Genomic DNA, 14,590 nt, shown 5'->3' on the forward strand with positions numbered 1-14,590 from the left:
GATGGTATGATGTGGCCCGCTGCGGGAACCTCCGGCCCCCGCGCGTCTCCAAGCGACGAGCCACACCCGGCTTGCCAGTACCGCGAACACAACCGAGATACCCATGCCGCGCGCCCTCCGCCGAGCCATCCTCCCTGTCCTGATCCTCGCCGTCGCGGTGGTGGGATTCATGATTCTGCGCGCGACCGGGCCCTCGGCCCCGCCGCCGGAGGCCAGCGAACGCACCTGGCCGGTGCAGGGTCTGACCGCCGAGCCCGGCACCCACCGCCCGGGCATCATCCTGAACGGACGCAGCCAGTCCGCCCGCGATGCGCTGCTGCGTGCCGCGGTCGAGGGCGAGATCGAAGACGTGCCGGCGCGCGCAGGGCAGCGGGTGGCGTCGGGCGATGCCCTCGTCCGCATCGACCCGCGCGAGGCCCAGCTCCTGCTGGACCAGCGCGAGGCCGAACGCCAGGAACTGGAAGGCGCGGTCGAGAGTGAGGAACTGCGCGCCCGCTTCGACCGCGAGGCCCTGCGCCGCGAACGCGAGCTGCTGGCGATTGCCGAGCGCGGCCTGGAACGGGCCCGCGACCTGCGCGGACGCAATCTCGGTTCCGAATCCGACGTCGATGCCGCGCGCGAACGCCTGCAACAGGCCAGCATCACCGTGGACAGCCGCGAGCAGGCCGTGGCCGATGCCCCGATGCGCCGGGCCCAGGCCGAGGCCCGCCTGGCGCGCGCCCGCGCCGCCGAGGCGCAGGCCGCGATCGACCTGGAACGCACCACCATCCGCGCCCCCTTCGACGCCCGCGTCGTCGAGGTCGAGGTCGCCACTGGCGAACGCGCCCGGCCGGGGGACCCGCTGTTGCGGCTGTACGCCGTGGATGACCTGGAGATTCGCGCCAGCCTTCCGGAACACCTGGTCGCCCGGGTCGAGGCCCTGCTGCAGGCGGGCACAAGCCTCCCCGCACATGCCATGGTCGGCGGCCACGAAATCGAAACGGAGCTGGCGCGCCTGGAGGGCAAGACCCGCACCGGCGAATCCGGGATGCGCGGGGTCTTCGAAGTCCGCGCAGGGGGCCAGCGGCTGCCGCTGAACCGCTTCGTCGAGTTGCGCCTGCAGCTACCCGAAGAGCCCGACAGCCTCGCGGTCCCGTTCGAGTCGCTGTTCGGACGCGATCGCGTGTTCCGCGTGGTTGAAGGGCGCCTGGAGTCCTTGCAAGTAGAGCGCCTGGGCGACTTTATCGACGCGGACGGCAACACCCTCGCCCTGATCCGCAGCGACGCGATCACCGCTGGCGACACCCTGATCGCCACCCGCCTGCCGAATGCCGTGGACGGCCTGCGGGTCGAGGTTGAAGAACAGGATTCCGGCCGATGAGCGAATCGGAGACCGGCAGCGCGCCGGAATCCGGGCAGCCCATGCCTGGTGGCGGCGCGCAGGAACACGACGGGCCTCCACGCGGCCCGATCCAGCTGTTTCTGGAGCATCGCCTCGCCGCCAACCTGCTGATTGCACTGATGCTGCTGGCCGGGGCCTTCGCCCTGACCAAGCTGAACACCCAGTTCTTCCCCAATTTCGAGCTCGACTTCGTGACCGTCGAAGTGCCCTGGACGGGGGCCAGCGCGGAGGACGTCGAACGCGCCATCGTCGACCCGCTGGAGCAGGACCTGCGCACCGTCGACGGCCTGCGCAACATGACCTCCACCTCGGCACTGGGCATCGGCGTGGTCACCATGGAGTTCGAGGCCGGGACCGACATGACCCTGGCGCTGGAGCAGGTCAACGACCGTGTAAACCAGCAGCGCAACCTGCCGGAGGCCGCCGAGACCCCGGTGGTCACCCGCATCATCCGCTACGAGCCGGTGGCGCGGTTGCTGCTGACCGGCCCCGAGGACCCGCAGCAACTGCGCATCCTCGCGCGTCAGTTCGAACGCGAACTGCTGGATGCCGGCATCGCGCGCATCGAGTTCACCGGCCTGACCGAGGACGAGATGGCCATCCAGGTGCCATCCGCAACGCTCTACCGCCTGGACATGACGCTCGCGGATATCGGCGAGCAGATCCGCGCCATGGCGCAGGACCTGCCGGCCGGCTCGGTGGGTCGCGACGACACCGCGCGCCAGATCCGCAGCCTGGAGCAGGCGCGCGACATCGTCAGCTTCGAGCGCCTGGTACTGCGCGGCGATGGCGAGCTGGGGCGCCTGACCCTGGGCGATATCGCGACCCTGGACCTGCGCCACCGCGATGGCCAGGTGCGCGTCCGCGCCAACGGTCAGCGGGCCATCGAAATGCAGCTGCTGCGCTCGGAGACCGGCGACTCCCTCGCCGCCGCCCAGGTGCTGGAAGACTGGCTGGCCGAGACCCGCCCCGCCCTGCCGCCAGGGGTTGATCTACAGGTCACCGACGCCTTCTGGGAGCTCCTGTCCGAGCGCATCACGCTGCTGCTGAAAAACGGTCTGGGCGGCCTGTTGCTGGTGCTAGCGATCCTGTTCCTGTTCCTCAACCGCCACATCGCCCTGCGCGTGGCGCTGGGTATCCCGATCGCGTTCACCGCCGCCTTCGTGGTGCTGTGGGTGGTCGGCGGCTCGATCAACATGATCTCGCTGTTCGGCTTCATCATGTCGCTGGGGATCATCGTCGACAACGCCATCGTGGTCTCGGAACACGCCTACAGCCTGCACCAGCGCGGAATGTCGGCCAGCCGTGCCGCGCGCGACGGGGCCCGGCGCATGGTCGGCCCGGTGATCGCCGCCTCGCTCACCACGGTCGCCGCCTTCCTGCCGCTGATGCTGATCGGGGGGATCATCGGCAACATCCTGTTCGACATCCCGCTGGTGGTGATCTGCGTGATCATCGCCACCTTGCTGATCGCCTTCCTGATCCTGCCTGCCCACCTGAAGGGCGTGATGCACCGGCTCAAGCCGCCGCGCCCGGGCAGCCTGCGCGAGCGGTTCGACAACGGCTTCGAGGGCTTCCGCAACGGCGCCTTCCGCCGCGCGGTCACGGTCTCGGTCAATCATTCCGGCACCACCCTTGCCTTGGCCGTCGGCGCTCTGATCCTGGCCATCGGCCTGGCCGCCAGCGGGCGCATCGGCTTCACCTTCTTCCCGTCGCCGGAGGGCACCATCGTCAACGCTGGCGTCAACTTCGTCGCCGGCACCCCGCCGGAGCGGGTGGAGGCCTTCCTGATCCACGTCGAGGAGGCCCTGGCGGAGACCGAACAGGAGCTCGGCGGCGACCTGGTGCGCGCCTCGGTGACTCGGCTTGGGCGCGGGATCGACCCCGGCGACGGCAACGCCCCACGCGGCGACCAGTTCGGCAACATCCAGGTCGAACTGGCATCGCCGGAACAGCGCGAGGTGCGCAACCGCCAATTCATCCAGGCCTGGGAGGAGCGCGTGCGCCAGGCCCCGGGCATCGAGAATTTCAGCATCGACGAGCGCCAGACCGGCCCGCCAGGACGCGATCTGGAGGTCCGCCTGACCGGCGACGACCCGCATGTGTTGAAAAATGCGGCACTGGAACTGGCGGATATCTTCGACGACTTCGCCGGCACCTTCGCCACCAACGACGACACCCCGTTCGGCCGCGAACAGCTGGTGTTCCAGATCAAGCCGGAGGGCCGCGCCCTGGGTCTGACCACCGAATCGGTCGGTGCCCAGCTGCGCGACGCCTTCGACGGCCACCTCGCCCAGCTCTACCAGGACGGACTGGAGGAGGTCGAGGTGCGCGTGCGCCTGCCGGATCACGAACGCCATTCCAGCGAGAGCCTGGAGCGGCTGAACCTGCGCCTGCCGAGCGGCGAATTCGCCCCGCTGGGCAGCGTGGTCGATCTGCGCTCGCGCCAGGGCTTCGAGACCCTGCGCCATGCCGATACCCGCCTGGCCATCCAGGTCTCCACCGAGGTCGACCGCAGCGTGAACAACGCCGCGCGCATCCGTGCTGCGCTGGAGGACGGCCCGCTGGACGACCTCGCGGCACGCTACGGCATCGAGTATTCCTTCGAGGGGCGTGCAGCCGACCAGGCCGAGACCTTCGCCGACATGCGCACGGGCCTGATCCTGGCGCTGGGGCTGATGTACATCACCCTGGCCTGGGTGTTCGGCTCCTGGGGCTGGCCACTGATCGTGATGGCGATCATCCCGTTCGGCATCCTCGGCGCCCTGCTCGGACACTGGATCCTGAATGTGGAGCTGACCATCCTGTCGCTGTTCGGCCTGTTCGGCCTGACCGGGATCGTGGTCAACAACTCGATCATCCTGGTGAGCTTCTACCAGGGCCTGCGCGAGGCCGGGCTGGCCCTGCAGGAGGCGATCGTCGAGGCCGCCTGCCAGCGCCTGCGCGCGGTGATCCTGACCTCGGTCACCACCATCGCCGGCCTCACCCCGCTGCTGTTCGAACGCTCGGTCCAGGCCCAGTTCCTGATCCCGATGGCGATCTCCATCGTCTTTGGCCTGGCCATCGCCACCGTGCTGGTGCTGTTCGTGATCCCCGCCCTGCTGCGCCTCTACGAAGGCCGCTTCGACCGCGGCGCCACCACCACCCACCACGCCACCGAATAGCCCTCCGGGGCCACCCGTGGCTTTGTACTCCCGCCACGAAGCGCACGAAGAAGGGCCAGGTCAAGGTCAAGCGCGGGTTGCACCACAGAGGGCACGGAAGGCACGGAGAAATGCGATGGCGGGCCAGGGGGCCGAAAAGCTGGGGCGAGAAGAACGGTGAGTGGTCCAGTCAGACCAGTGGCGGGCATTGATGCGCTTCCTTTGCGCTCCACGGCATCCTGCCCGGTTCGGGGCTGTCTTCGATTTTCTCTGTGTATGCCGTGTCCTCTGTGGTGCAATCGCCCTTCGTGTGCCTTCGTGCGCTTCGTGGTTGATCAAACGAGACCGGCCCGACGGCGTGTACTCAGCCGACGGGCTATACTGGATTCGTATGTTTGAAGGGAGTTACACGTGACTGCATCCCTCGCTCTCGACCAAATGACCACGACCGAAAAGCTCCGCGCCATGGAGGAGCTGTGGGAAGACTTAGCGCGTAATCCGGCGGATGTCCCGGTCCCCAATTGGCATCGCGACGTGCTGGAACAGCGCCAGGCGACCGCCGCCAGCGGTGAGGCCCGATTTCGCCCCTGGGACGACGCCAAGCGACGCCTGCGCAACGGGTAACGGCCTGCCTTGCGCTTGATCGAACTCCTCGACGCGGCGGAAGAGGACCTGGCCCGAGGTGCTGCGTTCTACACCTCCCGGTCACCGGGGCTGGGCGAGTATTTCCTCGATGCCCTCTTTTCCGACATCGACTCCCTGCTCCTGTACGCCGGCGTGCACGAGCAGCATCATGGTTTCCATCGTCTGCTTTCCCGCCGCTTCCCCTTCGCGATCTACTATCGGGTCGATGACGAAATCATCCGCGTCTACGCCATCCTCGATTGCCGCCAGGCCCCGGGTCATCTCGCCACACGCCTGAGCGATCCAGACGAGTAGCTCGAATTTCCACCACGAAGCGCACGAAGATACGAAGAAGGGCCTTCGTGTGTTTCGTGGCGAATCAAACCGCCGCGGCCTGGCGGCGGTCGGCGAGGCGGATGGGAATGGACGCCAGCAGCCCGGCGAGGAACAGGAACAGGCAGAACAGGATGGCGTTCTCGAGGCCCAGCCAGACCTGGAGCAGCCCGATGCCGAGCAGGCCGAAGATCGCCGCGGCCTTGGACGCCAGCCCCCAGAACCCGAACCAGCGCCCGGCCTCGCGCGCCGGAACCATCAGCGCCACCAGCGCACGCCCGGCGGACTGCGCCGAACCGAGGCAAAGCCCGGCCAGGATGCCGACGCCGAGGAACACCATCTGCGCCTCCACCGGTCGTCCCAGCAGCACGCTCAGCCACTGGGCGATGGTCGGCGTGGCGAAGATCGCCAGCACCGCCAATGCCCAAAGCACCAGCGTGATGCGATAGATGCGCACCGGCCCCGCGCGGTCCTGCAGGAACCCGAAGCCCACGGCACCGATCACCGCGGTGATCTGGGTCACCACGAACATCATCACGCGCGTCGGCTCGTCCCACTGGATCACCTGCGCGCCATAGATGAAGGTGAAGGCGATGATGATGTAGATCCCGGCCATCACGAAAAAGATGGACACGAACAGCGCGCGCAGGTCGCGGCGCTCGCCCAGCGTGACCAGCGAGGCCTTCACCCGCTTCCAGCCGAGCCCCAGCTGGACGTTGCGCGCCATGCGCCGACGGGTACCGCGCTCCTTCAGGAACAGGAAGGTCGGCAGCGCCGAGACCAGGAAGAACGCGGCCGCGAACGGCCCGACCCAGCGAATGCGCTCGAAGTTCTCCGCGCTCACCTCGCCCAGAAGCCCCAGGGCAAAGGCGGTCGCCACCAACCCGCCGATATACCCGAGACCCCAGCCCAGCCCCGAGATCCAGCCGAGCTTCTCCGGTGGCCCCAGGTCGGGCAGGAAGCTGGCGATGAAGGACTCGCCGATGGCATAGCCGAAGTTCGAGGCGATGATCAGCGCCATGCCGAAGAACACCAGCCCCGGTTCGACGAAGTACAACAACGCGGTGGTGATGATCGTCAGCACCCACGAGGCGGCGAGGAAACGCTTGCGCGAGGCGGTGGCATCCATGATCGCCCCGGCAAACGGTGCGGCCACGATCACCATCGCGTAGCTGACCGCCAGGGCCACGCTCCACAACAGGTTACCGAGACGATAATCCGGGGCATCGCCGACAATCACCCGCGTAAACAGGTCGCCGAAGATCACCGTGATGATCAACAAGGTGTAGGCCTGATTGGCGAAGTCGAACATCGCCCAGCCGAAGATCTCGCGCCGGGGGGCGGGCGCGTTCTCGGGGTGGCGCCGAATCAGCGGCATGCAGGAATCTCGGGGGTCATGACGGGCCACATGCTAACCCACCTCCTCAGCGCTCGCGGATCACGACGGCATCGCCGTCCGTTTCGACCGCGAAGTGCTCGAGGAAACTGCGGCCCAGACGCGAGCGCGGCAGTGCATCGTCGGGCAACACGATCGCACTCACTCCCGAACGGCGTAGCGCGCCCACCTGCAACTGCTCGATCCGGACGCGCTGCCCATGCTGCGTACCCCGGGCGTCGCGGATGCGCACCGAGCGCCCCTGATCGGCGTCAATCCCGGCCTGCTCGGCATCGGTCTCACGCAGCAACACCGAGTCAGCCTGCGCATCGACGACGACGGTAACGGCCGTGCCGTTCACCCCGGCGGTCAGCGCATGCTCGCCGCGCGAATCCCGATGCACCCGCACCTCGCCACCTCCCTCCGCCGGCCCAATCGGCCGTGCCGGGGCCGCCCGTTGCTGCACCCGCAGCTCATGCTGTCGGCCGCCGTACTCCACCAGGGCCGCGCCCGGGCGCGTGCGCAGGACCCGCACCCCGCCCGGGCCGGACTCGCCGGTGGAGACCACGGCCCGCTCGTCCCCCACGGACAGCACCGCGCGATCCCCGAACACCGCATGCAGGCGCAGCTCCTCCGCGGCCACAGAGGCCGGCCACCACAGCATTAGCCACACCGCCAGACCGAACACGGCCGGCGAACAGTATCGAGCGAGACGAGTCCAAGTCATGCCGCTGTTATAGCGCCTCCGGCTGAACGAAACCGGAACGCCAGGCGACAACCCCCGCGCCTGCTACCATCAGGGCGTGCATATCCTCCTGGAGTCCCCGTGTCCCGTTCATCCTCGTCCACCGCGTCCAGCCCACCCCCGACCCGGCATATCGCCCTGCGCCATGCCTTTACCGTGACATTGCTGGTAATCGGGCTGTGGCTGATGCACATGAACCTGCGGGTCCTGCCCGAGGCCGGGGTGATGGCGCTGTGGATCGGTGTCACCCTGCTGATCGCCCATGGCGGCTTCCGGCGCCACCGGGTACGGCGCGCGGCCTTCCTGCGCGGCTACCTGGAGCCGACCAGCCAATGGCCTCGGCGCCTGCGGGGCGGGCCGCTGATGGCCCTGCGGCACCTGATCATCGGCGCGCTGCTGGGCGGACTGCTGCTGATCACCCTCGCGCGCATCCCGACCCAGGAGGTCTGGGCCGCCCTGCTGGTCGCCGGCTTCGTGCTGGTGATCAGCGAGGCCCTGTTCGCCCGCCTGCTGCGCGGCCATGCCCATCCGCAGTTCGCACCGGAACTGGTCCGCCGCGGGGCCCTGCGGCTCACGGGCATGCTGCTGATCGTCGCCCTGCTGGCGCTGGCCCTGCTGGCCCGGTACCCCGACCTGACCGGCGCCTCGCTGGAACAGGCGGTCTGGTTCCTGGTCCACCAGGAGGCCGCGCGCAGCCATCTGCTGGAGGCCGGGTTGCAACTCGCCGCCGCCCAGGACGCCCTGCGCCTGTGGCTGGGCCAGCAGTGGTTCCCGCAGGGTGTGGAATCCCTGCCGGCCCTGCTCGGCTGGCTGCTGGTACTCGCGGAACAGGCCTTCCTGGCCCTCGGCTTCCTGCTCCTGGCCAACGGCCTGCTGCCGCTGCGCCCGACGAACGACACCCTGGGCGACCCGCGCAACGCCCCCGTCATCGAGTAGCGCGGACCCCGCCATGCCGTCGTGCATCCCGCAAGCCCCAACCGGCACCCGGCCATGGCGATGACGGCGGGGTGGCATACGGCCTGGACCTGGCTGGTCCTGACCCTGCTGGCCAGCACCAGCCTTTTGTGGCTGGCCAGCCAGCACGAACCCCGCAGCTGGGAAGAGGCCGCGCCGCTGACCCTGCAACTCGGCGAGCAGCGCTACCAGGTCGATCAAGAACGCCTCACCCACCTCGAACGCTTCACGCTCGAATGGCTGGAGGCGGGGGACGCCGAGGCCCGGGACCACTGGCAAGGCCGCGTGGATACCGAACTCGATGCCCGTTTCGCGGAACTGCACGACCGCGTCCCCGAGGTCGCGGACTGGTACTACTCGCTGGGCGCCGAATACATGCGCCTGTGGCTGCGCGGGACCCAGTGGCTGGGTGACGCCGAACCGGATGCCCCCGCGCAGATGCTGCGCGAGCGCCTGCTGCCCGAGGCGCTGTGGGAGCGCGCCCTGCAGGACCTGGCCACCCGCGTCGAATGGGGTCTGGACGAGCAACAACGCCAGGTCCGCGACGCCTGGCGTCTGGAGCTGGCCGACCGCCTCGCGGACGCGCGCATCCCGAGCCCACCGCCGCGCGCCGGCGGGGGCTCAGCGGCCGAGATCGAACGCGGCCACGCCCTGCACGCGGCGCTGGATATCGACCTGGAGCGCTTCGACCAGCGCACCGGCCTGGCGGCCACCGCCGCCGCCGGCACCGGGCTCGCGACCCCGTTGATCGCGCGCGCCGTGCAGGCCCGGCTGGCCGCCCGCGCCACGCAGGCGGGGCTGGCGCGCAGCCTCGGTCGCGCCGGCCGCGCGGGCGCCCTTGGTGCCGGGGTCTGCGCCTGGAGCGGTCCGTTCTCGCTGGGCTGTGGCATCACCGCTGCCGGGGCCACGATCATCGGCGTGGATTGGCTGCTTCTGCGGCTCGACGAGACCCGCCACCGCGAAGACCTGGAGCAGGCCCTGCACGAGGCCCTGGACGCCCTGCACGCCGAGACCCGCCTGGCCTGGCAGCAGGCCATCGCCGAGCGCGTCGAGGCCCGGCACGCGGCCAGTCGCGCCGCGGTCGAGAACACCTTCCAGCCCTGGCGCCGACCAGGACCAACGTCCGGGGCTGCGTCCGGAGATGGCCACGGCCCCTCGGGGGCCTCTCCATGACGGGAAAACGAGCACCGTCATCGCGAGGAGCGCAGCGACGTGGCGATCTCCGGGGGTGACCCCGGCGTCGGGCCGAGGCGAAGCGTCGGGGCTGCGTCAGGAGATGGCCACGGTCCCTGCGGGGCCTCGCCATGACGGGGACATTACGACTTGGGGCCTGCAGTTTCTCGGCAGTCGAGCAGTGCTGCGTTACACTCCGCACACCGTTACCTCGCGCCCGCGCCTACTGATGAATACGATTCCCAAGCGCCACAAGACCGTCCCCGTCCGCGTCGGCAACGTCACCGTCGGCGGCGACCACCCGGTGATGGTGCAATCGATGACCAATACCGACACCGCGGACGCCCTGCGCACCGCCGTGCAGGTGGCGGAACTCGCGCGCGCCGGCTCCGAGGTCGTGCGCATCACGGTGAACTCCGAGGCCGCGGCGAAGGCCGTACCGGAGATCCGCGAGCGCCTGGACGCGATGGGACTGGACGTGCCGCTGGTCGGGGACTTCCACTTCAACGGCCACAAGCTGCTGACTCAATACCCGGAGTGCGCGCAGGCGCTGGCCAAGCTGCGCATCAACCCGGGCAACGTCGGGCGCGGCTCGAAGCGCGACAGCCAGTACGCGGCCATGATCGAGACCGCCTGCGAGTACGACAAGCCAGTGCGCATCGGCGTGAACTGGGGCAGCCTCGACCAGGCCCTGCTCGCGCGGATGATGGACGCGAACAACGAGCGCGCCGCCCCCCTGTCACCGGAAGCGGTGATGCAGGAGGCCCTGATCACCTCGGCGCTGGAGAGCGCGGCCGAGGCCGAACGTATCGGCCTGCCGCATGACCGCATCATCCTGTCGGCCAAGGTCAGCGGCGTGCAGCCGCTGATCTCGGTCTATCAGGACCTGGCCGCACGCTGCGACTACCCGCTGCATCTGGGCCTGACCGAGGCCGGCATGGGGGCCAAGGGCATCGTCGCCTCCACGGCCGCGCTATCGGTGCTCCTGCAACAGGGCATCGGCGACACCATCCGTATCTCGCTGACACCGGAGCCCGGCGGCGACCGCACCCGCGAGGTCCTGGTTGCCCAGGAGATCCTGCAGAGTATGGGGCTGCGTAGCTTCCTGCCGTCGGTGGTTGCCTGCCCCGGCTGCGGACGCACGTCCAGCGAATACTTCCAGCACCTGGCGCAGGACATCCAGACCTACATCCGCCACCAGATGCCCACCTGGAAGGAACGCTATCCGGGCGTGGAGGAGATGACCGTCGCGGTGATGGGCTGCGTGGTCAACGGCCCCGGCGAGAGCAAGCACGCCAACATCGGCATCTCCCTGCCCGGCACCGGCGAACAACCGGTCGCCCCGGTCTACGAGGACGGCGAGAAGACCGTTACCCTCAAGGGCGACCACATCGCCGAAGAATTCCAGGCCCGCGTCGAGGCCTACATCGAACGCCGCTACCGCCAGACCGCCTGACGTTCCTGTTCGCCACGAGGCACAGAGAACATCAGGGCCTCTGGCGACACATGAACTTGCAGGATGCGTTTCGCTGCGCTCAACGCATCCTGCCACTGCGTGCCAACGCGGTTCCGCGCGCCATCGCCACGCAGGCTCGACCCCACCGCTCCAACCCCTACCGAGTCGATAACGGCCCAATCGAGGCTCGGCTTACTTCTGTTCGAAGCGGTGGATCAGCGCCTTCAGTTCGGCCGCCTCGGCCTGCATCCGCGCACTGGCATCGCGGGCATGGGCAGAGACGGAGCCAGTCTCGGTGGCCACATCGCGAATGGATGTCACGTTGCGGTTGATCTCCTCGGAGACCGCACTTTGCTCTTCGACCGCGGTGGCGATCTGGGTGTTCATCTCGGTGATCTGGCCAACGGCCTCGCGGATGCTGGTCAGTGAATCGCCCGCCGCCTGGGCCTTCTCCACCCCGTCGGCGGCCCGCTCCTGACTGGCACGCATCGCGGACATGGCCTCGCGCGCCCCGGACTGCAGGCTCTCGATCATATTGCGAATGGTCACCGTGGATTCATCGGTGCGCTGCGACAGGCTGCGCACCTCGTCGGCCACCACGGCGAACCCGCGGCCGTGTTCCCCGGCGCGGGCGGCCTCGATCGCGGCATTCAGCGCCAGCAGGTTGGTCTGCTCGGCGATCTCGCGAATGACACTCAGAATCTTGTCGATCTCCACGGTGCTCGCCTCCAGCTTGCCGAGCTTCTCGGCCGTGGACTCGACCTCCGCTGCCATGCGGTTGATCACGGAAACCGTGTCGTTCACGACATCCTGACCGGCCCCGGTTTCCTTCTCGGCGTTGTTGGCGGCCTCGGCGGCGCGCGCGGAGTTGCTCGCCATCTCCTGGATGGTCGAGGTCATCTCGTTCATCGCCGTGGCGACCTGGTCGATCTCGTTTTGCTGGCGCTCCACGCCGGCGGCCGTCTGGTCCACGCTGCTGGCCATCGAGTGGGCATCGTCACTCACCGCCTCGGCCTTGTCCTCGATGCGGCCCAGCACGGTGCGCAGTTTGGCCTCGCCGAAGCGCTGTACCAGTTCCAGCGAGGCGCTGTCATCGCGCCGTCCGGTGTAGATGGCCTCCATGACCGGGTTGTCGAACTGGGCCTGGGCGCGCTTGACCGCCTGGCGCACCCCGGAGGTAAACACCAGCGACGCCACGCCGCCGACGGCGAAGATCAGCACCAGCAGGGCCGCCTGCACCACAGGCGAAGACGCCGAGAACACGACGGCGAGTGCCAGCAGGACGCCCACGATCCAGGTGCCCGCCAGACGACAGGTCAGGCCGTGATACCAGCGCCGTGCGAAGCTCCGCCCCCGGTTGATCGCGGCATACACCTTCTCGGCGCGTGCCACATGTTCGCGCTCCGGGATCGCCCGCACCGACTCGTAGCCGGTCTTGCGGCCGTGCTCGTAGGCGGGGGTGACAAACGCGTCCACCCAGTAATGATCGCCGTTCTTGCGCCGATTCTTGACGATGCCCATCCAGGCCCCATCGGCCTTCAGGGTCGCCCACATGTTCGCGTAGGCGGCCTCCGGCATGTCCGGGTGGCGCACGATATTGTGTGCAACCCCCTCCAACTCCGCGCAGTCGAAGCCGCTGACCTCGACGAAGTCGTCGTTCGCATAGCGAATGCGGCCTTTTTCGTCCGTGGCCGAGATCAGATCCCCATGCCGATCGAGCGAATAGTCCGTCTGGGTGACGGGAAGATTCTTGCGCATGCCGTACTTCCTTATTCTTGTGTGCCGAACAGGACGTGTCCGGCAATCAAAATTCGCGCGGGCCGTTCGCTGCGCCCCGCGCCCTCGAGGATGATCCCCGGCGAATACATTCGCTCTTACGAATGTATCGACCCAGATGCCCCAAACTTGAATCGCACCTGGCGGCGGCCTACCGGGGTTCAACAGTCCGCGATGCCGCGGCCAGCACACGCCGAAAGCCCTCGAAGGCAAACGGGGTCAGCTCCAGGTCACGCGAACGCCGGTCGGCGTAGACCAGGCCCAGCACGCGCTCGCCATCGCACAGGCGCGCGACGAGGCAGTCGACCCCGCCGGTCAGCTTGCGCACCGCCGAGGGCATCTGCTCATGGATGCGCTTGCGGTCCCACCACTGCGGCGTGTCCATATCCAGAACCTGCGCCAACGGTCCGAGCGCCGCACGGTTGATCACAAAGTGACTGAACTCCGGTTCGTGCAGCGTGCCGACCAGGTGCTCGGCGCGCAGCGTCTCGCCATCCCGGGACAGACGGGCAAAAACCACCCGGTTCAGGCCCACTCCGAACTGCATCACCCGCAGCATCCGCCGTACGCGCAGCTCGCGGTTTTCCTCTTTCTCGAGCGCGCCAATCCCCTCTTCCAGCAGGTCGGCCCGCGGCATCAGGGCCAGGCGCGGCCGATGGGGCTCGCGCAGCCAGACCCGCCCGGGTATCTGCGGATCCAGCGGTTCATGATGGTAGACCGCGACATCCGCGTTGAAACGCTCGATCACCGCACTGATCCGGTCCGCGGCCTCCTTGTCGGTCAAGCCCATCAACCCGGCCAACAACGCGAGGTCGCGGTCACCGCGCGCGGTATCCATGCCGCGAAAGACCTGCCAGGCCACGGCACTCGCAACCATCACCTCAAAGGCCCGGTGATGCGCCGCATTGACCGCCCGCAGCGTCCCCTGCACCAGTTCCGGCAGCTCCATTTGTTCCGCCATCGCACGCGAGAGATCGTCCGTTGCGTACCCCAGTGCGGTGTAACTGGCCTCGTCCGGAAGCGCATTCAGCTCGAGGATCTCCATCAACCGGGCCAGGCGCGGCTCGCCCTCCACCAGCAGGGCGAGCAGGCCGAGCTGATTCAGCAGGGCGGCCAGGGCCAGCTCGCCCGGCTCGGTATCGTGGCGCTCGCCTGCGATTTCGGTCGCAATCATTGCCGCCAGCCGCGATTGCGCCGCCATCTCGCGATAAGCCTGCGGCTGGGTAACGACATCCTCGACGCGCGGCGCCGCAGCCGCCTCCTGATGGACGTTCTGCAACCCCAGCATAGCGATGGCGTCCCCCACCGCGTGCACTTCCTGGCGCAGGCCGCGGCGCGAACGGTTTGCACGCAGGACCAGACGCAGGCTCAGACCGGGGTCGCGTTCGGCGTAACGCGCCAGTTCGCGCAGCGAGCGCTCAACCAGAGCGTCGGGGTCGGCAAACACCGCATCGCTCGCCTCGAGGATCGGCCATTCCACGGCCGCCAGGCGGGCGGCTTCGTCCATGTAGGGCGCGTCCTTGTCCAGGGACATGCTGTACCTCGCGCAGGGGAGTCGTTATGGTTATGCCCGTCACTATAGCAACTGCGGCACTGTGAACTGGCCCGCAGAACCCCTACTCGAGCCCAC

General features: G+C 68.4%; 11 protein-coding genes. 7 read left to right on the forward strand and 4 right to left on the reverse strand.

Going from position 1 to position 14,590, the window contains the following annotated elements; genetic code table 11:
• Positions 1–103: 103 nt before the first annotated feature.
• From D579_RS0102605 to D579_RS0102620, 4 genes are all read left to right on the forward strand, one after another.
• On the forward strand, positions 104–1,360 hold the full coding sequence (locus D579_RS0102605; RefSeq protein ID WP_018951020.1) for an efflux RND transporter periplasmic adaptor subunit: 1,257 nt from the start codon (positions 104–106) through the stop codon (positions 1,358–1,360).
• On the forward strand, positions 1,357–4,545 hold the full coding sequence (locus D579_RS0102610; protein ID WP_018951021.1) for an efflux RND transporter permease subunit: 3,189 nt from the start codon (positions 1,357–1,359) through the stop codon (positions 4,543–4,545). Before D579_RS0102605 ends, D579_RS0102610 begins: the two co-directional genes overlap by 4 nt.
• A gap of 417 nt (positions 4,546–4,962) precedes the next feature.
• Positions 4,963–5,148 (forward strand): addiction module protein, encoded by a 186-nt coding sequence (locus D579_RS0102615; RefSeq protein WP_018175993.1) that lies wholly within the window; start codon positions 4,963–4,965, stop codon positions 5,146–5,148.
• A 9-nt stretch (positions 5,149–5,157) separates the two neighbouring features.
• Positions 5,158–5,463, forward strand: a complete 306-nt coding sequence (locus tag D579_RS0102620; protein ID WP_018175994.1) for a type II toxin-antitoxin system RelE/ParE family toxin — start codon at positions 5,158–5,160, stop codon at positions 5,461–5,463.
• A gap of 64 nt (positions 5,464–5,527) precedes the next feature.
• Here D579_RS0102620 and D579_RS0102625 read toward each other — a convergent pair whose 3' ends face one another.
• Together D579_RS0102625 and D579_RS0102630 are read right to left on the reverse strand one after the other, a co-directional pair.
• Complete coding sequence (locus tag D579_RS0102625; RefSeq protein WP_018175995.1) at positions 5,528–6,859, reverse strand: MFS transporter; 1,332 nt, start codon at positions 6,857–6,859, stop codon at positions 5,528–5,530.
• A 46-nt stretch (positions 6,860–6,905) separates the two neighbouring features.
• Entirely contained in the window at positions 6,906–7,520 is a 615-nt protein-coding gene (locus tag D579_RS0102630; RefSeq protein WP_018951022.1) for a TIGR02281 family clan AA aspartic protease, read from the reverse strand.
• A 162-nt stretch (positions 7,521–7,682) separates the two neighbouring features.
• Here D579_RS0102630 and D579_RS0102635 point away from each other — a divergent pair, with 162 nt between their 5' ends.
• From D579_RS0102635 to ispG, 3 genes are all read left to right on the forward strand, one after another.
• A complete protein-coding gene (locus tag D579_RS0102635; protein WP_018951023.1) occupies positions 7,683–8,537 on the forward strand; it encodes a hypothetical protein in 855 nt (284 codons plus the stop codon).
• A 54-nt stretch (positions 8,538–8,591) separates the two neighbouring features.
• Complete coding sequence (locus D579_RS0102640) at positions 8,592–9,728, forward strand: hypothetical protein (RefSeq protein ID WP_018951024.1); 1,137 nt, start codon at positions 8,592–8,594, stop codon at positions 9,726–9,728.
• Between the two features lie 229 nt (positions 9,729–9,957).
• On the forward strand, positions 9,958–11,184 hold the full coding sequence (ispG, locus tag D579_RS0102645; RefSeq protein WP_018951025.1) for a flavodoxin-dependent (E)-4-hydroxy-3-methylbut-2-enyl-diphosphate synthase: 1,227 nt from the start codon (positions 9,958–9,960) through the stop codon (positions 11,182–11,184).
• A 192-nt stretch (positions 11,185–11,376) separates the two neighbouring features.
• Here ispG and D579_RS0102650 read toward each other — a convergent pair whose 3' ends face one another.
• Both D579_RS0102650 and D579_RS0102655 read right to left on the reverse strand, forming a co-directional pair.
• Entirely contained in the window at positions 11,377–12,942 is a 1,566-nt protein-coding gene (locus D579_RS0102650; protein WP_018176000.1) for a PAS domain-containing methyl-accepting chemotaxis protein, read from the reverse strand.
• A gap of 169 nt (positions 12,943–13,111) precedes the next feature.
• Positions 13,112–14,494, reverse strand: coding sequence for an HDOD domain-containing protein (locus tag D579_RS0102655; protein WP_018951026.1), 1,383 nt, complete (start codon positions 14,492–14,494; stop codon positions 13,112–13,114).
• Positions 14,495–14,590 lie beyond the last annotated feature (96 nt).

Origin of the sequence: Thioalkalivibrio sp. AKL12 (assembly GCF_000377925.1) — a bacterium.
GTDB lineage: Bacteria > Pseudomonadota > Gammaproteobacteria > Ectothiorhodospirales > Ectothiorhodospiraceae > Thioalkalivibrio > Thioalkalivibrio versutus.